At 59.7% G+C, this 21958-nt stretch carries 21 protein-coding genes; 16 read left to right on the forward strand and 5 right to left on the reverse strand.

Features of this window, described 5'->3' with window-relative positions:
• Window positions 1-41 precede the first annotated feature (41 nt).
• The 10 genes from M5J09_RS12680 to M5J09_RS12725 all read left to right on the forward strand — a co-directional run bounded on the left by M5J09_RS12680 (window position 42) and on the right by M5J09_RS12725 (window position 7992).
• Window positions 42-1025 carry a F0F1 ATP synthase subunit gamma gene (locus tag M5J09_RS12680; protein ID WP_257158114.1) on the forward strand — a complete coding sequence of 328 codons (984 nt, stop codon included), beginning with the start codon at window positions 42-44 and terminating at the stop codon, window positions 1023-1025.
• 3 nt (window positions 1026-1028) lie between these two features.
• The gene (gene atpD, locus M5J09_RS12685) at window positions 1029-2477 is read left to right on the forward strand and encodes a F0F1 ATP synthase subunit beta (RefSeq protein WP_042530482.1); all 1449 of its coding nucleotides are present in this window, start codon (window positions 1029-1031) and stop codon (window positions 2475-2477) included.
• A gap of 10 nt (window positions 2478-2487) precedes the next feature.
• Complete coding sequence (locus M5J09_RS12690) at window positions 2488-2856, forward strand: F0F1 ATP synthase subunit epsilon (RefSeq protein ID WP_042530484.1); 369 nt, start codon at window positions 2488-2490, stop codon at window positions 2854-2856.
• A 192-nt stretch (window positions 2857-3048) separates the two neighbouring features.
• Window positions 3049-3525 carry a DUF2550 domain-containing protein gene (locus tag M5J09_RS12695; RefSeq protein ID WP_042530486.1) on the forward strand — a complete coding sequence of 159 codons (477 nt, stop codon included), beginning with the start codon at window positions 3049-3051 and terminating at the stop codon, window positions 3523-3525.
• Window positions 3526-3549: 24 nt separating this feature from the next.
• Window positions 3550-4242, forward strand: coding sequence for an endonuclease NucS (nucS, locus tag M5J09_RS12700; RefSeq protein WP_042530488.1), 693 nt, complete (start codon window positions 3550-3552; stop codon window positions 4240-4242).
• Window positions 4242-4526 (forward strand): hypothetical protein, encoded by a 285-nt coding sequence (locus tag M5J09_RS12705; RefSeq protein WP_083280786.1) that lies wholly within the window; start codon window positions 4242-4244, stop codon window positions 4524-4526. The genes nucS and M5J09_RS12705 overlap by 1 nt, the downstream gene beginning before the upstream one ends.
• Window positions 4527-4536: 10 nt before the next feature.
• On the forward strand, window positions 4537-4845 hold the full coding sequence (locus M5J09_RS12710; RefSeq protein ID WP_042533203.1) for an MTH1187 family thiamine-binding protein: 309 nt from the start codon (window positions 4537-4539) through the stop codon (window positions 4843-4845).
• Window positions 4842-5765 carry a tetratricopeptide repeat protein gene (locus tag M5J09_RS12715; RefSeq protein WP_257158115.1) on the forward strand — a complete coding sequence of 308 codons (924 nt, stop codon included), beginning with the start codon at window positions 4842-4844 and terminating at the stop codon, window positions 5763-5765. The genes M5J09_RS12710 and M5J09_RS12715 overlap by 4 nt, the downstream gene beginning before the upstream one ends.
• Before the next feature lie 203 nt (window positions 5766-5968).
• Window positions 5969-7546 (forward strand): ABC transporter substrate-binding protein, encoded by a 1578-nt coding sequence (locus tag M5J09_RS12720; protein ID WP_257158116.1) that lies wholly within the window; start codon window positions 5969-5971, stop codon window positions 7544-7546.
• Window positions 7547-7593: 47 nt separating this feature from the next.
• Window positions 7594-7992, forward strand: a complete 399-nt coding sequence (locus M5J09_RS12725) for a low molecular weight phosphatase family protein (RefSeq protein ID WP_257158117.1) — start codon at window positions 7594-7596, stop codon at window positions 7990-7992.
• A 91-nt stretch (window positions 7993-8083) separates the two neighbouring features.
• Here the strand turns inward: M5J09_RS12725 and M5J09_RS12730 are convergent, their stop codons facing one another.
• The 5 genes from M5J09_RS12730 to M5J09_RS12750 all read right to left on the reverse strand — a co-directional run bounded on the left by M5J09_RS12730 (window position 8084) and on the right by M5J09_RS12750 (window position 15969).
• Window positions 8084-8515: an alpha amylase C-terminal domain-containing protein gene (locus tag M5J09_RS12730; protein WP_374982128.1), complete on the reverse strand. Its 432-nt coding sequence runs from the start codon at window positions 8513-8515 to the stop codon at window positions 8084-8086.
• Window positions 8516-8561: 46 nt separating this feature from the next.
• Complete coding sequence (locus M5J09_RS12735; RefSeq protein WP_257158118.1) at window positions 8562-9245, reverse strand: hypothetical protein; 684 nt, start codon at window positions 9243-9245, stop codon at window positions 8562-8564.
• Between the two features lie 25 nt (window positions 9246-9270).
• Window positions 9271-11145 (reverse strand): LGFP repeat-containing protein, encoded by a 1875-nt coding sequence (locus M5J09_RS12740; RefSeq protein ID WP_257158119.1) that lies wholly within the window; start codon window positions 11143-11145, stop codon window positions 9271-9273.
• A 648-nt stretch (window positions 11146-11793) separates the two neighbouring features.
• The gene (glgB, locus tag M5J09_RS12745; protein WP_257158120.1) at window positions 11794-13914 is read right to left on the reverse strand and encodes a 1,4-alpha-glucan branching protein GlgB; all 2121 of its coding nucleotides are present in this window, start codon (window positions 13912-13914) and stop codon (window positions 11794-11796) included.
• A 48-nt stretch (window positions 13915-13962) separates the two neighbouring features.
• Window positions 13963-15969 carry a maltotransferase domain-containing protein gene (locus M5J09_RS12750; protein WP_257158121.1) on the reverse strand — a complete coding sequence of 669 codons (2007 nt, stop codon included), beginning with the start codon at window positions 15967-15969 and terminating at the stop codon, window positions 13963-13965.
• Between the two features lie 93 nt (window positions 15970-16062).
• Between M5J09_RS12750 and M5J09_RS12755 the strand changes: the two genes are divergently transcribed.
• Genes M5J09_RS12755 through M5J09_RS12780 form a run of 6 tightly spaced genes read left to right on the forward strand, consistent with a single transcriptional unit; the run spans window position 16063 to window position 21850 of the window.
• Window positions 16063-16875, forward strand: coding sequence for an ABC transporter ATP-binding protein (locus M5J09_RS12755; RefSeq protein ID WP_239180744.1), 813 nt, complete (start codon window positions 16063-16065; stop codon window positions 16873-16875).
• Window positions 16876-16930: 55 nt separating this feature from the next.
• Window positions 16931-17758: an NUDIX domain-containing protein gene (locus M5J09_RS12760; protein WP_257158122.1), complete on the forward strand. Its 828-nt coding sequence runs from the start codon at window positions 16931-16933 to the stop codon at window positions 17756-17758.
• Between the two features lie 12 nt (window positions 17759-17770).
• Window positions 17771-18919 (forward strand): SAM-dependent methyltransferase, encoded by a 1149-nt coding sequence (locus M5J09_RS12765; RefSeq protein ID WP_257158123.1) that lies wholly within the window; start codon window positions 17771-17773, stop codon window positions 18917-18919.
• 34 nt (window positions 18920-18953) lie between these two features.
• A complete protein-coding gene (locus M5J09_RS12770; protein WP_257158124.1) occupies window positions 18954-19754 on the forward strand; it encodes an electron transfer flavoprotein subunit beta/FixA family protein in 801 nt (266 codons plus the stop codon).
• A gap of 12 nt (window positions 19755-19766) precedes the next feature.
• The gene (locus M5J09_RS12775) at window positions 19767-20726 is read left to right on the forward strand and encodes an electron transfer flavoprotein subunit alpha/FixB family protein (protein ID WP_070536676.1); all 960 of its coding nucleotides are present in this window, start codon (window positions 19767-19769) and stop codon (window positions 20724-20726) included.
• The gene (locus M5J09_RS12780) at window positions 20726-21850 is read left to right on the forward strand and encodes a cysteine desulfurase family protein (protein WP_257158125.1); all 1125 of its coding nucleotides are present in this window, start codon (window positions 20726-20728) and stop codon (window positions 21848-21850) included. The genes M5J09_RS12775 and M5J09_RS12780 overlap by 1 nt, the downstream gene beginning before the upstream one ends.
• The last annotated feature ends 108 nt before the right edge of the window (window positions 21851-21958 follow it).

Below are 21958 nucleotides of genomic sequence, written 5' to 3' on the forward strand. Positions count from 1 at the left end.
AAGAATTAACCGTCTAGAAAAAGAAGGGAGGAGCGAAAACCATGGCTAATCTTCGTGAACTGCGTGACCGCATCAGGTCCGTCAATTCCACCAAGAAGATCACCAAGGCACAGGAGCTCATTGCTACCTCGCGCATTACCAAGGCTCAGGCCAGGGTCGAGGCGTCCCAGCCATATGCGCGCGAGCTGTCCAACGTGTTGAATAAGCTTGCCGCGCATACGTCCCTGGATCACCCCATGCTCCGTGAACGTGAAGATGGCAAGGTTGCCGCTATTCTCGTGGTCTCGTCTGACCGCGGTATGTGCGGCGGCTACAACAACAACATCTTCAAGAAGGCGGCCGAGCTCGAAGCCCTGCTCAAGAGCGAAGGTTTCGAGACCGTCCGTTACGTCACGGGTAACAAAGGTGTTGGCTTCTACAAGTTCCGTGAAGCTGAGGTCGCAGGCAGCTGGACCGGATTCTCGCAGGATCCGACCTGGGAGTCGACGCACAACGTGCGCCGCCACATCATCGACGGCTTCGTTGCCGGTTCGAAGGGCCAGGCCAAGACCCGCGAGGGCATCAACCTCGAAGGTGAGACCGTTCGCGGTTTCGACCAGGTGCACGTTGTGTACACCGAGTTTGAGTCCATGCTGACCCAGACGGCGCGTGTGCAGCAGCTGCTGCCGGTGGTACCGGTTATTGAGGAAAAGGACTACCACATGGGTGAGTCCGCGCTTTCCGACGCCGAACCGAACACTCAGATCAACCCTGATTACGAGTTCGAGCCGGATGCGGACACCCTCATGGACGCACTGCTTCCGCAGTACGTGTCCCGCCTCCTGTTTGCGATGTTCTTGGAGTCCTCGGCCTCCGAGTCCGCCGCACGCCGTACCGCAATGAAGTCTGCAACTGACAACGCGAGCGAGCTGGTCAAGGACCTCTCCCGCGTGGCCAACCAGGCACGTCAGGCGCAGATTACCCAAGAAATCACAGAGATCGTCGGTGGCGCTGGGGCGCTCGCCGAAAGCGCAGAAAGTGACTAGATTATGACTACAGCTCTGCAAGAGCAGAACACACAGTCGTCGGCTACCGCCGGCCGTGTGGTGCGTGTCATCGGTCCGGTCGTCGACGTGGAGTTTCCGCGTGGCGGGCTGCCGGCACTGTACAACGCACTGACCGTCGAGGTGACCCTCGAGGCTGTTGCAAAGACCGTCACCCTTGAGGTCGCTCAGCACCTCGGTGACAACCTCGTCCGTGCCGTGTCCATGGCTCCGACCGACGGCCTCGTCCGCGGTGCAGCCGTGACCGACACCGGCAAGCCGATTTCCGTCCCCGTGGGTGATGTGGTCAAGGGCCACGTCTTCAACGCCCTCGGTGACTGCCTCGACCAGCCGGGTCTGGGCCGCGATGGCGAGCAGTGGGGCATCCACCGCGAGCCGCCGGCATTCGACCAGCTGGAGGGCAAGACCGAGATCCTCGAGACCGGTATTAAGGTCATCGACCTTCTCACCCCGTACGTCAAGGGTGGCAAGATTGGCCTCTTCGGTGGTGCAGGTGTGGGTAAGACCGTTCTTATCCAGGAGATGATTACTCGTATTGCACGCGAGTTCTCCGGTACCTCCGTCTTCGCCGGCGTCGGCGAGCGCACCCGTGAGGGCACTGACCTCTTCCTCGAGATGGAAGAGATGGGCGTTCTCCAGGACACCGCCCTCGTGTTCGGCCAGATGGATGAGCCGCCGGGAGTTCGTATGCGCGTGGCTCTGTCCGGCCTGACCATGGCGGAGTACTTCCGCGATGTTCAGAACCAGGACGTGCTGCTGTTCATCGACAACATCTTCCGCTTCACCCAGGCAGGTTCTGAGGTTTCGACCCTTCTGGGCCGTATGCCTTCTGCTGTGGGTTACCAGCCGACTCTGGCTGATGAGATGGGTGTTCTGCAGGAGCGTATTACCTCCACCAAGGGTAAGTCCATTACCTCCCTGCAGGCCGTCTACGTGCCGGCCGATGACTACACCGACCCGGCTCCGGCCACCACCTTCGCCCACCTCGATGCCACCACCGAGCTGGACCGTTCCATTGCGTCGAAGGGTATTTACCCGGCAGTGAACCCGCTGACCTCTACCTCTCGTATTTTGGAGCCGGCCATCGTGGGCGAGCGCCACTACGAGGTGGCACAGCGTGTCATCGGTATTCTGCAGAAGAACAAGGAACTCCAGGACATCATCGCCATCCTTGGTATGGACGAGCTGTCCGAGGAGGACAAGGTCACCGTTCAGCGTGCACGTCGTATCGAGCGCTTCCTGGGCCAGAACTTCTTCGTCGCAGAGAAGTTCACCGGCCTGCCGGGCTCCTACGTGCCGCTGGCTGACACCATCGACGCCTTCGAGCGCATCTGCAACGGCGAATTCGACCACTACCCAGAGCAGGCCTTCAACGGCCTGGGTGGCTTGGACGACGTCGAAGCTGCGTACCAGAAGCTGAGCGAGAAGAAGTAGGGAGAGGCACATGGCTGACATCACCGCCGAATTGGTTTCCGTCGAACGCCTGCTGTGGACCGGCAAGGCCACCATGGTGACGGCTGAGACCACCGAGGGTGAGATCGGCGTGCTTCCTGGCCACGAGCCCATGGTCGGTCAGTTGATCGATAATGGTGTCGTGACCATCCACCCGGTGGACGGCGAGCGCCGCGTCGCTGCTGTCCAGGGTGGCTTCCTCTCCGTATCCGAGAACAAGATCACCGTCCTCGCAGACTGGGCCGTCTGGGCCAGTGAGGTCGATGAGGCCCAGGCTCAGGAAGACCTGAAGTCTGAGCGCGAGCTGACGAGGTCTCGTGGTGACGCCGCACTGCGCGCCGTTCGCCGCTTCAACAGCTAACGGATTAGCGGAGAGGGGAGAGAACGGGCAGCAATGACCGCCCTTCCCACTCTGACCTAAAGACAGCCCCCTGGTGCTCCTTATCGAAGGAGCATCAGGGGGCTTAGTCTTCTGCGAAACAACTGGCATTGAGCTGTTGCTAAGCGGTACAATCGATGAAACAATTCGCATTTCCGTAAAGGACCGTTTGCCATGAATACTCAGGTGCTGCAATGGCTGCTTTTTCTGCTCGCCCTGATTGTTCTGGCTGTCATCGTTCTTGCAGCGGTGCGCTTTTTCACCCTCCGCTCTCGGGGAACTTCGGTGTTGTTGCGTCTGCTGCCGGCTAAAGACTCGCACTCGTGGCGCCATGGCCTGGTGCGCTATAACGGAGAGCATATGGAGTACTTCAAACTCCGTTCCGTTCTCCCCAGCGCTAATATGCGCTTTAATCGCCTCGACATCACCCTCAATGGCACTCGCCCGCTCGATGATGACGAGGCTTCTTTTATGCCCGCAGGTGAGCAGATTATGCGTATGAGTGTGCACGGCAAGGACTATGAGATTGCCGCCGATGCACAGGGAATCATGGCACTCAACGCGTGGGTGGAGGCAGCTCCCTCGAAGCGCAAAGAGAAGCTGGATTACCACCAGATGCGCCAGCGTGCCACCCGCTTTCCTAAGAAGTAGGCCGTACCCGTTAGGGTAGAGTGCATGCGTGTTGTCATCGCCCGTTGCTCTGTAGATTACGTCGGCCGCCTCGACGCCCACCTGCCCTTGGCGGACCGCCTCATCCTTATTAAGGCTGACGGCTCAGTCTCCGTTCACGCGGACGACCGTGCCTACAAGCCTTTGAATTGGATGACGCCTCCCTGCACGCTCGACGAGTCTGACATCACCGATATCGACGGTGAGGACACCGGAGAAAAACTGTGGCTCGTTGAGAACCCCAAAGGTGAGCAGCTGCGTATCACAATCGCCGAGGTCCACCAGGACATTGAGATGGAGCTCGGTGAGGATCCCGGCCTGGTGAAGGACGGCGTCGAGGCGCACCTGCAGGAGCTGCTTGCTGAACACATCGAAACTTTGGGGGAGAAGTACTCCCTAGTACGCCGCGAATACCCCACGGCGATTGGCCCGGTGGACATCATGGCGAAGAACGCTAAGAATGAGTTCGTCGCCGTGGAGGTTAAGCGTAGGGGAGGCATTGACGGCGTCGAGCAGCTCACGCGCTACCTTGAGTTGCTCAACCGCGACGATCTCCTAGCCCCGGTCCACGGTGTGTTCGCCGCCCAGGAAATCAAACCGCAGGCCCGTACTTTGGCGGAAGACCGTGGTATCCGTTGCGTCGTGCTTGACTACCAAGAACTGCGCGGCATTGAATCCAACGAGCTGCGGTTGTTCTAATGCCACGCCGCAATCGTCGAATCCGCGAGGAGCCACGCTTTCTGCCGCGCGATGGCAGTTCCTTCCTTGGCTCGCAGACCGTCCCGGGCCCAAGCTGGGCACATGGCGAGCCCTATGTCATGCGGCATATCGGCAGCTCCGCCGCAACCAAGTTCTACGTCTGCCCAGGCTGTAACCAGAACATTCCGCCCGGGGTGGCACATATCGTCGCGTGGCCTCGCGATACCGGCGGGCAGGGCGATGACCGCCGACACTGGCACCGCCACTGCTGGGACCGGCGGTAGACTAGCGGGCATGATTGTTGCCTTTTCTGTAGCGCCGTCCGTCGTGGGCGATGAGAGCGCCGAGATGTCTGACGCCGTGGCGGAAGCCGTACGGGTCGTCCGCGCCTCTGGCTTGCCCAACGAGACCAACGCCATGTTCACCCTCATCGAGGGCGAGTGGGACGAAGTCTTTGCGGTGATCAAGGAGGCCACCGACGCTGTCCGTGCAGTTTCTCCGCGCACAAGCCTGGTTATCAAGGCTGATATCCGTGAAGGCGTGACTGGGCAGATAACTCAGAAAGTAGAATCCGTTAACCGTTACTTGGAGGAGAATCAGTGACCGGACCGTACGTAGGAGGTGCCCTGGACCTAGGTGCCATCAAGCAGCAGGCAGAAGCCAAGGCCAAGGCGCAGGAGCAGGGGAACGCAGGTGCGCCAGCCGGCATTCAGCCGTTCTTCGAAGTCACTGAAGAGAACTTTGAAAATGACCTTGTCCGCCGCTCGGCGGAGGTTCCGGTCATCGCGTTGATTGGTTCCCCGCGTTCGCCCGCCTCTGAGCAGCTGAAGAAGGACTTCGAGGAGATGGCTGCCGCCGGTGGCTTGAAGTTCATCGTGGGCTACATCAACGCCGATGTTGTACCGCAGGTGGCCCAGGTTTTCGGCGTGCAGAACTTGCCGACTACCGTGGCTATCGCCGCCGGCCAGCCTGTTACTAATTTTGAGGGCAGCCAGCCGCGCGCGAACTTGGAGCAGTGGATCGCGGCGATAGTGGAGAAGCTCGGACCACAGCTCAAGGGCCTGCCCGAGCAAGAGGAGGCTGGGGAGGGCCCCGCAGAGGAAGTAGCGGATCCACGCCTCAGCCTGGCGGAAGAAGCTCTCAACCGCGGTGATTTCGATTCCGCTATTGCCACCTACGAGGAGATCCTGGCTGCCGAGCCAGACAACGTGGAAATCAAGCAGGCCCGCGATACCACGCTGCTGCTCAAGCGCCTGGACCCGGCGAATCGCAGCGAGGATCCTATCGCCGCGGCGGATGCCGCTCCGGAGGACGTGTCCAAGCAGCTCGATGCCGCCGACGCCGAGGTTGCCGCCGGTGCTCCCGACCGCGCCTTCGAGCGCCTCATCGAGGCCATGAAACGCACCGCCGGGGACGATAAGGAACAGCTCAAGATCCGTCTGCTGGAGCTCTTCGGGCTCTTTGATTCCGGCGATCCGCGCGTGCTCGCCGCACGCACGAAGCTGGCTAGTGCATTGTATTAATTTCCCTTCCTTGTGGAGTTCCACGAGCAGCTGCAGCCTTCACGGGCGCTTGTTGCACCTCACACTCAACCCTCAGGATTGACTGATTAAGTCCTCTCCTGAGGGTCTTTTTGTGTCGACGCTGGTGTGTGAGGTGCCTCATGCTAAATTCATTTTGGTGTCATAACGCACACTTTGTTTTTAGCTCTTTCAGGAGGACTCTCATGCGCAAGCTCCTCGGCGTCATCGGCGCCGCCTCTCTTGCTTTTACCCTGACCGCCTGCGGAAGCGATAGCTCCGATAGCGCCGGTGGCGCGAACTACGTTCGCGTGCCCGGTACCGAGCCGCAGCAGGGCCTGATCCCCGCAATGACGAATGAGAATGGTGGCGGACGCATCGTCGACATGTTGTATTCCGGGTTGGTGTACTACGACGCCGAGGGCAACGTGCACAACGAGATGGCGGAGTCCATCGACAAGGAAGGGGAGAAGACCTACAAGGTCACGCTCAAGCCCGACCTGAAATTTTCCGACGGTTCTGCCGTAACTGCGGATACCTTCGTCGATACGTGGAATTACGCGGTGGCCAACGAACAGCTCAACGAGAGCTTCTTCTCCTCCATCAAGGGATACGGGGAAGGCGTCAAGGAGATGGAGGGCCTCAAGGTCATCGATGAGCACACCTTCACCATCGAGCTCACCCAGCCGGAAAGCGACTTTCCGAGCCGCTTAGGCTACAACGCCTACTTCCCAGTCCCCGCAGCCGCACTGGAGGCCCCGAAGTCTTTCGGCGAGACCCCGGTATCGAACGGCCCGTACAAGATCAAGGAATGGAATCACAACCAGAACCTGATCATCGAGCCCAACCCGGAATACAAGGGCGACCGTGCTGCACAAAACGACGGCATTGAGTTCACCTTCTACGCTGATTCCAACGCCGCGTACATGGACCTGTTGGCGAATAACCTCGATGTCCTCGAAGCCATCCCGTCCTCTGCCTTCGGAAGCTATGAACAGGACTTGGGGGACCGCCAAGAAACCAAGCCTGCTGCCACCTACCTGGAGATGTCCATCCATATGGAGACCCCGCATTTCAGTGGGGAAGAAGGCGCGCTGCGCCGCAAGGCAATCTCGATGGCTATCAACCGCGAGGAAATCGCGGAGACCATCTTCCACGGCACCCGCACACCGGCCCGCGAGTTCACCTCACCGGTCCTGAATGGCTACAACGACAGCCTGCCCGGTTCGGAGAACCTGGACTATAACCCGGAGGAGGCGAAGAAGCTCTGGGCGGAGGCCGATAAGAAGTACGGTGCTTTTGAAGGCTCGTTCCCCATTAACTACAACACCGATGGCGACAACAAAGATTGGGCCGATGCCGTAGCCAACAACATCAGCAACACGCTGGGAATTCAAGCCGTGGGGAACCCCTACCCGGACTTCAAGTCCTTCCGCGATGCCTACCGCAGTGAGCGCATGGACGGCGCCTACCGCACGGCGTGGTTCGCCGACTATCCTTCCATGGGCAACTTCCTCGGGCCAAACTTCACCACGGGTGTCGCCTCTAATGACTCGAAGTACTCCAACCCGGAGTTTGATGAGCTCATCGTCAAGGCCAACGGCGCCGCAAATGAGGAGGAAGCCGCAAAGCTCTACAACCAGGCACAGGAGCTGTTGTTGCGTGACCTTCCTTCGATCCCGCTGTTCTACCCGAACGTGGTCGGCGGCTGGTCCGAGAACGTCCAGGACGTGACCTTCAACTGGAAGTCCCTGCCGGTGTACTACGCGGTGAAGAAGAACTAGCGCTCTGGTCCTACTGGCACACCGCAACACGATTACAGTAGGGTGGCATGACCTCCGTACTTTTTCTTTGTAATACCAACCGCGGTAAGTCCCAGATGGCGGCTGCCTTAGCCAGGAAGCATGCGCCCGACTGGGAGATTCACTCCGCAGGAGTAAAGACCACTGAACAGCATCGTGAGCAGGGCGTTAATGCTGAGGCGCAGGCCTCCCTTGCAAAGGTCGGCGCCGACATGGCAGGTACGCCGACCTTGATTGATTCCGACCTCGCATCTTCGGTGGACCACGTCATCATCGTCGGTGATGCCGACTATGACGGAGTGGCTGAGCGTTGGGAGATTGAGGACCCGTCCGTACGCGGCCTAGAGGGAGATGAGCGAATGGATGCGCTTCGCGATGACATCGATGCTCGCGTACGAGCTTTCCTTGATGGTCACGCGCAGGACTGAAAACTAAAACTGCCCGAGTTGCCAAAACTAGGGGCTGGAATTCGATCTCAGCGGTGATCTTTGGCAGATCAGGCAGTTGTGCTTTGAGAAACTAGCCGCGGAAGGTATACCACTGCACCGAGTTGGCCGGCAGGTGTAGATGGACGTGGTTGCCTTCGGAGCGCACGCGGTGGGCAAGGTCGTTGCCAGCACCCTGGTAGACAGCGTCGTCTGTGTTGATGACTAGCTCCCATTCGCCATCGCGCGGCACCCAGAGGTCATAGTTGGGCACGGAACTGCCGGAGAAGTTGCACACCGCCAGCAGCGCGGAGCCGTCCTTGCCGTAGCGGACGTAGCCGAGCATGTTGTTGTTGGCGTCGTCAGCCTTGACCCACTGGAAGCCGTCCTGGGTAAAGTCCTGGGTCCACAAGGCCGGGTGCTGCTTGTACACCGCGTTGAGGTCGCGCACTAGGCGCTTGATGCCGTGGTGCCACTCGTTGCCCCAGCCTTCCAAGTTGGACCAGTCCGCGAATGGGCGGCCCAAAAGTGTAATTGCGGGCCCAAGAAGCGGTGATGCGCCCAATCGAACGCTAAGTCAGCGGCTGCTGGCCTCCGATACTCCAGTGATAATCAAAGGTTTTAAGCTCTGGTTGGCGCCAGTCATTTCGCTCCTCCAGATGAACCATTGTCCACACGTTGTCAACATCCGATCCAATATGACGGGCAAAAAGAACGGCCATCGAGATTTCCGTGTCGATGATGATCTCTTTCCACATCTGGTGTCTTTTCATCTCATCGTCGGAGTAGCTCACCACGCGAATATAATGTTCAAACCCTGCTTTGGACGCCCGCGTAATAGACCGCGGATAGTGTAACCACGGTGGATTTTTAAACGTGTTACCCCAAAATTCCGGATACCGATTGTAGTAGAGAAATACGCTAGGTCCTCCAGCGCCAGAAGGTGGAGCACCTCGGTGGATTAACTGATTATTACAAGCATCTGGACCGTCGTGACTGATCTCCATGCCGTTTCTGAAGGTAATTAGTTCCGATTGAGCAGGATAAGCATCAACGTGATAGGTGGTGTAATCAATGAACGGTCCGTCTTCATCAGCAGTACCGTCGGGATAATAGATGCAATCGTACGAGACATTTCTTGTGAGGTTATGTGTCATGAGCTGCTTCAGCACACCAGAGGAACACAAATCTACTATTTCTTCGCATTCAATCACTCCTTGGTTTTCGCAAAAATCATCCCACAGAAAGCTGTGCATATTTGACTCCTCCCCTCAACGGGGTTTACGTATGATCATCAATAGGATTGGTAAACTTACACAAATCAGCATGATGGGAATACTCGGGACAGTCGTAACGCCCGATAGCGAACCTGTACCCACCAAAGCTCTGGTTGTAGCCCCATTCAGGAACTTGAAGCGAAATACCATCTATTTCGGTAAAATAGGTTCCCGGCTCTTTAAGAATATCGTAGGTCACCTTATCTGCGTTGCTTAAGCCCGGCGCAGTTACCGTATTGGTTGACTTAGTAGTCGTATAGTCAAACCTGCGGGAAATATCTTTTCTAAGTCGGCTATTCACCTGGAAAGTGAAGCTAGGCAAATCCAAGTTTTCGACGCTCACAGCTAGATCTCCATAAGCGCGCTGAATCAAGCTGTCAGAGACAGTCCAAGCAAATTCTCGAGACCATCTGGGTTCTATATTCTCGAAGGGAGAAGGCGGATCAGTTTCTCCAAAGCAGAAACTAATCTTTTTAACAGCCTTGTAATCCGATTTTCTGAACGGGCCGCTCATCGACCCAGACTCGTAAAAATCGCATTCGACTCCAGTCATGCCCGTCGAATCTCTCGCGGACCATAATTCGGGGATAGGTATATTTTTGGCCACGTCCTCTACTGTGGGCATCCCAAAGTAGTCAAGGCCATTAGCTGTAATGGAAACCCCGCGGTTTGAACACATAAACTGCATTCTGTCTAGAATTCCCATTTCCTGTGAGATTCGAGAAACTGCATGTAGACATGAAAACGGCTGCCAGAAAACGTTAGGATCCCCGTAGAGGACTCCACCCTCGAAGTTCTGTTCCTGTCTTCCTTGGTTATTGATGAATACGTCACCAATCGGATATCCATAAGCACTTCTTTCGTAACCTTGTGTTGCCCAAGAAAAAAGTATGCCACCGCTGACTGAATGTGCTCCGTGTTTCGGTGTCCAGTAGATCATTCCGCCTTCGAATACGTTGTAGCGTCCAATCCCATCAGGAGTTGTTAATTCATCACTTATTGGGTAACCAAGTTCACTGTTTTGGGCGCCCATGGATTGCCACTTGTCATAGATTGCGCCCTGGATGCTGGCTTGTGATAGGGGAAGTGTATTGTGTGTGTAGACATGCCCGCCTTGGAAGTCCTGCTTATACCAAGCATTTCCCAGAGTAATATCACTGGTAGTGGGGTACCCGAGGAAACCTCCTTCCCATCCGTGGCGCTCCCAAACTTTTGATACGGGAAGGCTAACAGTATGTGCTCCAGTTGTAGGGTGCCAATAGATAAATCCGTTGACGAATTCAGAGCGCTTCCCGACCCCATCAGGATTAGTTAACTCATTGGACTTGGGTAAAAGGAGAAAGCTGGTAGGTCCACCGATGCTGTCGTATTTCTCCTTAATCAGGCCGCAAACTTCAAAGCTTATCGGCCAGTAGACGCTACAACCTCGACGAGCATACAAAGCCGGACTATCCGGGGCTGCAAGCTGTGCTTCCCGGGTTTCTGCTTGATCAGCTTCTGACTTCTCAACTTTGGCAGGAATCTCTTCACGGTCAGAGCGCATCTGGCCAGGTATAACTTCGCTGTTGGGATTGGAGGTTGGGTGCCATTCTTCGAGTCCTTGTGGGTTAAGCTCTTCCTCCGTAGCCTGATTAACCACATAATCTTCAGCTCCCGGAGGCGTCGGAATGCCCCACTGGGCAAATGGTCCATCGATTGTTGGCGCCGGTACCGCATCACTTTTAATGCCTGGTTCTTGAGATGCCTCGAGCGTCGGCTGCGACTGGGAATTTTGAGTTGAACCGGAAAAGGATGATTGAGCTACTGCGGTGCTCGACAAACTACTAATCAGAATACTTGTTGAGATAGCCGCGATTACTTTACGTGGGAGAACATTCATGATGATCCTTGGGCGGGAGTAAGAGAGTACTTGTTAAGCTACCCTAAAGGGAGGTGAAAGTCCGCGTTATTAATGTGAAAAACCTCTCAATTTACAGGGCTAGTCATGAAAGTGTCACGCTCAGCCTTATATCGTTAGCTTGCGCGTGTGTCGTGCTAGGCTCACCTGCCGTCGGAACTGAAGGCGATGATAGCGATTTAGCTACTCTGCAAGCAGGTCAGTTCCGGTAGTTGTTGAACGAATTTTTGCTTTATGTCCCGTGATTCCGAGCCTAGATGACACTGAAGATGACCGCAGTCAATGCTACTGCACAGCAGAATATTTAGGGAATGATTTTTGATTGACTGCGAATCAGAAGCCGCAAATTCACCTATTATGTATGGATCCTTTTCGTCCGTAAGACGGGGAAGTGGTAGGCATCGCCGCTATCGATATGAAACCTTCGGCTGAGTATTGCGCCTATCAAAGGTGATAAAGGAATTAACTCCACTGCCTTCGCTCTTGCAATTGAACCATTGGTTGTCGGCGTTCAAGCCGATCTGACAGGAGCATAGCCGATGAACTCATCGGCGGGTTCGCCCCAAGCAACCATTTTGGCAATTCCGGCAGTGGTGTTTCAACGGTCTTGTCAACGGCGCGTCACTCAGCTTAGCCGCGGAAGGCGTACCACTGCACCGAGTTTGCCGGCAGGTGCAAGTGAAGGTTGTTGCCCTCCGAGCGCACGTGGTGCGGCAGGTCGTTGCCGGCGCCCTGGTAGACGGCGTCGTCTGTGTTGATGACTAGCTCCCACTCACCGTCGCGCGGCACCCACAGGTCGTAGTTCGGGACGGAGCTGCCAGAGAAGTTGCACACCGCGAGTAGTGTAGAGCCGTCCTTGCCGTAGCGGACATAGCCCAGCATGTTGTTATTCGCGTCATCGGCCTTGACCCACTGGAAGCCGTCCTGGGTGTAATCCTGCGACCACAGCGCCGGGTGCTGCTTGTACACCACGTTGAGGTCACGCACGAGGCGCTTGATGCCGTGGTGCCACTCATTGCCCCAGCCTTCAAGGTTGGCCCAGTCCACGGAGTTTCCCTCAGACCACTCGGTGGTCTGGCCGAACTCTTGGCCCATGAACATCAGCTGCTTGCCGGGGTGGGAGAACATGTAGCCGTAGAGGGCGCGGAGGCCGGCGGCCTTATTCCAGTCGTCGCCAGGCATGCGCTCCCACAGCGAGCCCTTGCCGTGCACAACCTCGTCGTGACTGAACGGCAGAACGTAGCGCTCCGAGTAGGCGTAAATCATGGAGAAGGTCAGCTCGCCGTGGTGGTAGCTGCGGTGAATGGGCTCGTGCTTGAAGTATTCGAGCGTGTCATTCATCCAGCCCATGTTCCACTTCAGGTTGAAGCCCAGGCCACCCTCGTGCGTCGGGGCAGTCACACCCGGCCAGGAGGTGGACTCCTCAGCGATGGTGAGAACACCCGGGTGGGTGCGGTTCAGCGTCGCGTTGGTCTCCTGGAGGAACTGGACTGCCTCAAGGTTTTCGCGGCCACCGTACTGGTTGGGCAGCCACTCGTCGCGGGAGTAGTCCAGGTAGAGCATGGACGCAACGGCGTCGACGCGCAGGCCATCGACGTGGAATTCCTCAGCCCAATAGAGGGCGTTAGCGACGAGGAAGTTGCGGACCTCGTTGCGGCCAAAGTCGAAGACGTAGGTTCCCCAGTCGGCCTGCTCGCCGCGGCGCGGGTCCGGGTGCTCGTAGAGGGCCTGGCCGTCGAAGCGGCCCAGTGCCCATTCGTCTTTGGGGAAGTGGGCCGGTACCCAGTCGATGAACACGCCGATGCCGGCCTTGTGCAGGTCATTAATGAGCGCGCGCAGCTCATCCGGGGTACCCCAGCGAGCAGACGGCGCGTAGTAGCCGGAGACCTGGTAGCCCCAGGAGCCGCCGAAGGGGTGCTCGGCCACGGGCAGCATCTCCACGTGGGTAAAGCCGTGTTCAACCAGGTAGGGGATGAGCTCCTCGCGCAGGCTGTTGTAGTTGGCGCCGACCTTCCAGGAACCCACGTGCAGTTCATAGACGCTCATGGGTACATCGAGGTCGTCGTTGCGCTGGGTCATCCACTCGTCATCGGACCACGCGAACTCGGACTTCGTCACCACGGACGCGGTCTCCGGCGGAGCGATGGTGCGCTTGGCCAAGGGATCAGCCTTGTCGACGCGCGGGGCGTTCTTTCCGTGGACGGCGAACTTGTAGCGCTCGCCCTCACCGACGCCGGGGATGAAAAGTTCCCAGATACCGGTGGAACCCAGGCAGCGCATGGGGTACTGGGTTGGGTTCCAACCGCAGAAGTCACCAACCACGGCAACACCTTCTGCATTTGGGGCCCACACGGCGAAGGCGGTGCCGGTGACCTCACCCATGTCGGTGGTGTAGGTCTTGAGGTTTGCGCCGAGTACGTCCCAGAGGCGCTCATGGCGCCCTTCACCGATGAGGTGCTGGTCCAGGGTGCCCAAGGTAGGCAGGAAGTGGTAGCCATCGGCGACTTCGATTGAAGGCTGGTCTGGGTAGGTGATCCGCAGACGGTAGTCCGATTCCTCCGCCAGCGGAGCCTCCCAGATATCGTCGCCCACAGCGGTCATGGCGACGGTTTCCGCTGCGGTGACGAGCTCGACGGCTTCGGCACCGGGGCGACGAGTACGGACGGTTCCCTCATGCCACCCATAGAAATCATGGGGAGCATGGTGGCGGCAGTTATTGAGGCGTTCAAGATCAGAGGCCGGGATGTTCATAATGACCAAATTACCTAACTCTGACCGTCCGCGCGGGCCAAAAGGAAACTAGGCGCGGTAGTCCTCGACACGGCGCCACGCCAGCTGCTCCTGCAGGTCGTGGTCGGCAGGGGGCAAGATGAAGATGTGGGCGACGTCGCGAAGCGGCTCTAGGCGCACAAAGTTACGGTCAGACCACTCATATGCCGAGCCACTGATGGCGTCTTGGACGGTGAAGTGGTCGCCCGGTTGGCGGCCCACGGCCTTAAGGTCTAGGTAGACCGTTGCTTCCTGGGCGTTGCGCGGATCAAGGTTGACCACCACGAGCACGACGTTGCCAGTCGCCGCATCTGCCTTGGAGTAGGCGATGATGGCGTCATTGTCGGTGTTGTGGAAGCGCAGGGTACGCAGCTGCTGGAGGGCCGGGTTTTCGCGGCGAATGACGTTGAGAAGGCGGATGTAGGATTCCAAGGAGTCCCCAGATTTCAGGGCTGCCTGGAAGTCACGCGGGCGCAGCTCATACTTCTCCGAGTCGAGGTACTCCTCGCTGCCAGGCGCCACGGCCTGGTGCTCGTAGAGCTCGAAGCCAGAGTAGACGCCCCACAGCGGGGAGAGCGTGGCGGCCAGGGTTGCGCGGATGGCAAACATGGCACGTCCACCGGTCTGCAGGGATTCGTGGAGGATATCCGGGGTATTGACAAAGAGGTTGGGGCGGCAGACATCGGCCTGCTCCACGTGCATCTCGGCGAACGTGGTCAGGTCATACTTGGAGGTCTGCCACGTGAAGTAGGTGTAGGACTGGGTAAAGCCAGCCTTGGCCAGGCCAAACAGGCGCGGCGCGCGGGTAAAGGCCTCGGAGAGGAAGATGACCTCCGGGTGGGTCACGTGCACCTTGGAAATCAGCCAATTCCAGAAGTTCGCCGGCTTGGTGTGCGGGTTATCCACGCGGAACGTGGTAACACCGGCCTCTACCCAAATCATGACGATGCGGTAGATTTCCGCGTAGATGCCGTCTGGGTCGTTGTCGAAGTTCAGCGGGTAGATGTCCTGGTATTTCTTGGGTGGGTTCTCGGCGTAGGCAATGGTGCCGTCAGCGAGCACGGTGAAAAACTCCGGGTTGCTCTCCGCCCACGGGTGGTCGGGGGAAGCCTGCAGCGCTAGGTCCAGCGCCACCTCGAGGCCCAGTTCCTCGGCCTTGGTCACCAGCTTCTTGAAGTCCTCCATCGTACCCAGCTCTGGGTGAGTGGTGGAGTGGTCCTGGATAGCCCACGGGGAGCCGACATCGCCCGGCTCTGCTACAACGGAATTGTTTTTGCCCTTGCGGTGCACCTCACCGATGGGGTGGATAGGTGGGAAGTACACGGTGTCGAAACCCATCCCGGCGACGCGCTCAAGGGCCTGCGCTGTGGTGTCGAACGTGCCGTGTACGGGATTGCCGTCTGCGTCCCAGCCACCGGTGGAACGCGGGAAGAGCTCATACCAGGAATTGAAGAGGGCATCTCGGCGTTCGACCAGTACCTCGTGAATCTCACCTTCCACCAGCAGGTGGCGTAGAGGATGGTGGTGCAGAATCTCGGCCACCTCGGGGGACAGTGCGGTGCGCACGCGCTTGTCGACGTCCCCCTGCTCATCCCGCAACTCCTTCGACGCGGCGAAGAGCAGGTCTGCCTTCTCGCTCGGGCACTGAATTGCGGCCTCCTCAAAGAGTTCTGCGCCGTGGAGGAGATCGTTGCTGAGCTCTTGGGCAGATTGGCCGGCCTCCATCTTCTTGGTGACGGCATTGCGCCACGTGGCCATGGGATCCGACCAGGCATCGATGCGGAAGAACCAGCGGCCGGGGGTAGCTGGGGTGAAAACGCCGTGGACGCGGTCTTGGTCATTCGGGTCCACCGTCATGGTGGAGGCAGATGTAGCGGGGGAGTCGTTGTTCCATACCGACAGGGTTGCGGCGACGGCGTCGTGGCCCTCGCGCCACACCAGTGCGGTGACAGGAACAACCTCACCGACCACGGCTTTCGAGGCTACTGTGCCGGAGAGAGAAGGGCGGACATCGTCGATACCAAGGCGTTGAGTCATGCCCATAGAATAATGCAGCTGTGTCAGTTTCACCGGGGAAGGAGAAATTCAGCCACAATGGTTCCTGTGAACACTCCTGAGCAAAATGGTGACATGAACCTTGAGAACCAGCCCACCGATGAGGATTGGCTGATTGACTTCCGCGGCGTCGAGCTGCGCCGTGGGGGAAATACCCTGGTTGGCCCCGTGGACTGGCAGGTCGAGCTCGACGAACGCTGGGTCATCATCGGGCCCAACGGCGCAGGCAAGACCTCGCTCGTGCGTATGGCCTCGGCCGAGGAATTCCCCTCTGCCGGCGTGGCTTATCTCATGGGCGAGCGCCTAGGCAAGACCGATATGCGCGATCTGCGCGCAGCCATCGGTATTTCTTCCGCCGCCGTGCAACACCGCATCCCGGACGGCGAGCGAGTCGATGACCTTGTGATCTCTGCCGGCTACGCCGTGCTGGGCCGCTGGCGCGAGGATTACCAGGATATGGACTTCTCCCGCGCCGATGACATCCTCAAGCAGGTGGGCGCCTACCACCTGGCCAAGCGCACATGGGGCACGCTGTCTGAAGGCGAAAAGAAGCGCGTCATTCTCGCCCGCGCGCTCATGGCCAATCCCGAGCTGCTCATCCTCGACGAGCCCTCCGCCGGCATGGATCTGGGCGGCCGCGAGGACCTCGTGGGCTACCTGGGAGATTTGGCCATGGACCCGGATGCCCCCGCCATCGTCATGATTACCCACCACGTGGAGGAAATCCCTTACGGATTTACACATGCGATGATCCTTGATGAGGGTAAAGTCGTGGCCAAAGGACTCATCAATACGGTGCTCACATCGAAGAACCTTTCCACGGCTTTCCACCAGCCCATCCAGGTGGACCGCATCGGGGACAGGTACTTCGCCCGCCGTATTCGTTAGTTCGCACGCCCCCGCTTGATAGCGCAGTAGCGGTATCAATGACATGGAAAGTTGCATGAGCCAGCCCTACCACGACGCCCTGGACGCCATTGATAGTGGCGACACCACCGGCTTCAACGGTGCCCGCTTGGCCGCAACGGTTCTCCTTCTGCGCGATAGTCCCGAGGGGATCCGGGTGTGGATTCAAGAACGCGTGCACACCATGCGCACTTACCCCGGACACGTCGTTTTTCCCGGCGGGGGAGTCGACCCTCGTGATTTCCCGCCCCGATCCTGGGATTCTGGCGAGCTCTGGGCCGGGCAGTCCGTCATCTCGATGGCCCGACGCATGGGAGTGACCAAGTACAAGGCCCACGCCCTCGTCTTCGCCGCCGCCCGCGAGCTCTTCGAGGAAGCCGGCACTCTGCTGGCGATCCGCGAGGACGGCATCGTCTCCGATGCCTCGCGCTACCACCGAGAGCGTGAGCTTCTCGAAACCCACGAGATCTCTTTCACCGAGTTCTTGGCCCACAACGGCATGCGCGTCGACGCCGACATGCTCCTTCCGTGGTCTCGCTGGGCGGGGGAATTCAAGAACCACTGGTTTGACACCTTTTTCTTCATCGGGGTGCTCCCCGAAGGCCAAGAACCCGACGGCGAAACCGGGGAAGCCGACGATGCCGGCTGGTTCGACCCCCAGCTCGTCCTTGACGGTTGGCGCGCCGGGCTCGTGCGCCTAGCCATCCCCACCTGGGCACAGCTCAAGCGCCTGACCTCCTATGCCACGGTCAAGGAAGTTCTTGATGACGCCTCCTTTTCCGACCTTCGCCCCATCATCGGTGACCCCGAAGACGACGAGCGCTACCGTGAATACTTCACCACGTCCCCCATCGACCGCATCTAGAAACACCACACCATGAGCTATACCCTCGACGAGGTCGCCTTCCTGCGCGAAAACACGAGCGCTATTGACGCAGCCGCCGCGGACCTGGAGGGGACAAAGAAGGCGCAGCTGAGGGACGTCGCCAAGCTCCAGGCCCAGTTCGGCGAATACGGGCGCGCGGTGGCCGAGCTGCTGAACTCCCGTCGCTCAGGGAAACTGCCGGGGGAGTGGCTCATGGACCACGACTCCGCACAGCAGGCCACGCCCCCAGCCGTCGCCGCCTACCGTGCGCAGTTCCTGCGTGAACGCGGCGTCGACCTTGTCCACGACCTCACCTGTTCCATCGGTACCGAAGGTCAGGCTTATGCGCCCGGCACCTACGTGGGAAGTGACCTTGACGCCCCGCGCGTCGCCATGGCGCAGCACAACATCGCGCACCCAGTCTTCCGCGCCGATGCGCTCACGACGACAACCTCGGCGCAGGTGTGCATCGCCGACCCCGCACGGCGCCAAGGCGGCACCCGCATCACCCGCCTAGACCAACTCCTGCCGCCTCCGCAGGCTCTCCTAGACACGCACGGCGAGATGGCTATCAAATGTGCCCCAGGTATCGACCACTCCGAGTGGGAAGGCCTCGCCTGTGTTGTGAGCCTTGACGGCGGCGTAAAAGAGACCTGCCTATACACACCCGGCCTGGGCACGGGAAAGCGTGCGGTGATTCTCTCCACGTCCCCGGCGGTTGCCCCAGACGTCATCGAGGACGACATTCCAGAACACGAGCTTCCCGATGCCGGCCCCATCGGACGCTTTCTCATCGATCCCGACGGCGCCATCGTGCGCGCCGGACTGGTGCGCCATTACGCCGCCCGGGAAGGGCTGCACCAGTTGGACCCGCGCATCGCGTATCTCACCGGCGACCACCTGCCGGAGGGGACTTCAGGATTTGAATTCATTGAGTTGGTCCCCATGAAGAAGCTCAAGGCGGCCATGGCTGCACACGATGTGGGCTCCCTGGAGATCCTGGTACGCGGGCAAGACGTGGACCCGGACCAGCTGCGCAAGAAGCTCAAACTCAAGGGCTCCACGGCCAAGACACTCGTGGTCACCCGCATTGGGGCCAAGGGAGTCGCGGTGCTGTGCGGACCGCGAGTAGTATCGTCCGAAGGTAATTACGCACCCTAATAGTTTCAAAATTTACGGAAGGGGAAGTGCCCACATGCCAGTCATTGTGGCTCTGGTTAAGCACGTACCGGATACGTGGTCAACAAAGACCCTCGAGGCGGACCACACTTTGGACCGCACGTCGGTGGATAACGTCATCGACGAGGTTAATGAGTACTCCGTCGAACAGGCACTGCGCCTGCGTGACGACAACGCCGATGCCGGCTATGAGGTCGTCGCCCTCACCATGGGACCGGCCACTGCCGACGAAGCCCTGCGCAAGGCCCTGGCCATGGGCGCGGACCACGCCGTGCACGTTGTCGACGACGCCCTCGCCGGCGCCGACGCCCTGGCTACCGCCTGGGTACTCAACGCCGCCATCAACCAGGTGGCGGAGAAGTTCGGCGAGGTCCAGGTCATCACCCTGGGTAATAACTCTTCGGATGCCTCCACTGGCCTTGTTGCCGGTCTGCTGGCCGAGTACCGCCAGCTGCCCGCGCTCACTGAGCTCAAAGCCGCCTCCCTGGCCGGTGCTACCGCTACCGCCACCCGCGAGGATGCCCACGGCCACTGGGAGCTTGAGACCAATCTCCCGGCCATCCTGTCCTTTACCGACAAGGCCGATAAGCCGCGCTTCCCCAACTTCAAGGGTCTCATGGCCGCCAAGAAGGCCGAGGTGACCACGTTCGCTGTGGCCGACCTCGGCATTGATGGCGTGCCGTCCACCACCACGGTCACCGCCTCCGCGCAGCGCCCAGCTCGTACCGCCGGTGAGGTCATCACCGATCCGGATCCGGCCGTGGCTGCCGCCAAGGTCGCAGATTTCCTGGCCGCCAAGAATCTCATCGAGGGTTAAAGGAGAAAGCACATGTCTCACGTTTATGTCCTAGTTGAGCACGAAGAAGACCAGCTCAGCCCCGTCACGGGCGAGCTCATTACTGCCGCCCGCGCTCTCGGCACCGTTTCCGCCGTGGTCGTGGCCAAGGATGCGGCCACCGCCTCCTCCTTTGACGCCGAGCTGGGCAACCTCGGCGCCGCCCAGGTTGTTCAGGCCACCGCCGCGGACTATGAACAGCGCATCGTCACCCCAGAGGTTGACGCCCTCCACGCGCTGGCCGCCAATAACCCGGCGCCCATCGTGCTGGCCGCCACCCCGACCAACAACGAGATTGCTGGCCGCCTTGCGGCTCGCTTGGGCTCTGGCGCCCTCGTCAACGTCGACGGCATCAATGCTGATGGCACCGCGCACCACACCATCTTCGGTGGTTCCTACGAAACCTCCTCGACGGCTACGGGTTCTGTCATCTACACCCTGCGTCCCGGCACCGTTACTGCGGAGCCGCAGCCGGTCACCGCAGCACCTGCACCCTTCGAGCTGCCTGCCGCCACCGCGAAGGATGTCACTGTCACCTCCTTCACCCCGGCGGAGAAGACCGCTCGTCCGGAGCTAACCTCCGCCAAGGTCGTCGTTGCCGGTGGCCGCGGCGTGGGCGACAAGTTCGCCGATGTCGTCGAGCCGCTTGCCGATTCCCTCGGTGGCGCCGTCGGTGCCACCCGCGACGCCGTGGACGAGGGCTTCTACGACCCCGCCCACCAGATTGGCCAGACCGGCGCAACCGTATCCCCGAAGCTCTACATTGGCCTGGGCATTTCCGGTGCTATTCAGCACACCTCCGGCATGCAAACCTCGGAGACCATCGTCGTGGTCAACCAAGACCAAGACGAGCCCTTCTTCCAGATCGCTGACCTCGGTGTGGTGGGTGACCTCCACGAGATCGCCCCGGCCCTGGCTGCGGAGCTGACCAAGCGCAAGGAGGCCGGCAACTAATGCCACGCTACCTCGATTACGCAGCCACCCAGCCTATGCGTCAGTGCGCCATTGACGCATGGACGCAGGCGGCGGGCTCCCTCAACCCGGGCGCGTCCTATGCCTCCGGGCGCAAGGCGCGCTCCGTGCTGGACGACGCCCGCGAAACCGTCGCCGATCTACTCGGCTGCGAACCCATCGAGGTCATCTTCACCTCCTCCGGCACGGAGGCTGACAACATCGCCATTCAAGGCCTTTTCCGTGCGGCGTCGGACACGACGCCGCGCATCGTTTCGACCCCCATCGAGCACCCAGCTGTGCTCGAGACCGTGGAGAAGCTCCACGCTGAGCACGGAGCCACCGTGGAGCTCCTGCCGGTCGATTCCACCGGCCACGTCAGCGACTTAAGCGCCCTGGATACCCCGGCTGCCCTGGCTACCTGCATGTGGGCCAACAATGAGACCGGTGCCATTCAGCCGGTCGCGGACATCACCCAGCGCGCCGCTGCGCAGAACACCCCGGTTCACATCGACGCCGTGCAGGTCGCCGGCAAGCTGCCCATCAACTTCCACGAGCTGGGTGCCACCACACTCGCGGCCAGCGCCCACAAGTTCGGCGGCCCGCGCGGTATCGGCCTGCTGCTAGCACGCCGTACCCCGGCGCCACTGCCACTGGCCTTCGGCGGCGGCCAAGAGCGCGGCATCCGTCCCGGCACCGTTGATGTGGCCAGCGCGAGCGCACTTGCTGCAGCCCTGCGCGAATCCGTCGATGAGATGGAGCAGGAGACTGCACGTCTGAGCGCTCTGCGCGACAAGCTCAAGGCTGGCATTGAATCCAGCATTGAGAACGTCATCATCAATTCCGCCGAGCCCACCTTGGCTTCCCACCTGCACGTGTCCTTCCCTGGCACGGACGGCGACAGCCTCATCATGCTTCTCGACGCCGCCGGCATCGAAGCCTCCGCCGGCTCCGCCTGCCACGCGGGCGTTAACCGCATGTCCCATGTACTCGAAGCCATGGGCATCGACGAGGAACACGGCCGCGGCAGCCTGCGCTTCAGCTTGGGACGAATGACCACTGAAGAGGACATCGACGTGGTTATCAACGAACTTCCGGAGATTATCCGCCGCGCGCGGTCGGTGTAGGGGCTATACGGCTTTCACGTAACCGCATCGGAAGTTTCGGTGTACTCTTAGCAGACATGTTGCAGTTTGTTAGACAAATCACACCGGCCTAGCACATGCGTAGGTTGG

It is taken from the genome of Corynebacterium sp. BF-R-2 (assembly GCF_024586525.1).
Classification (GTDB): Bacteria; Actinomycetota; Actinomycetes; order Mycobacteriales; family Mycobacteriaceae; genus Corynebacterium; species Corynebacterium singulare.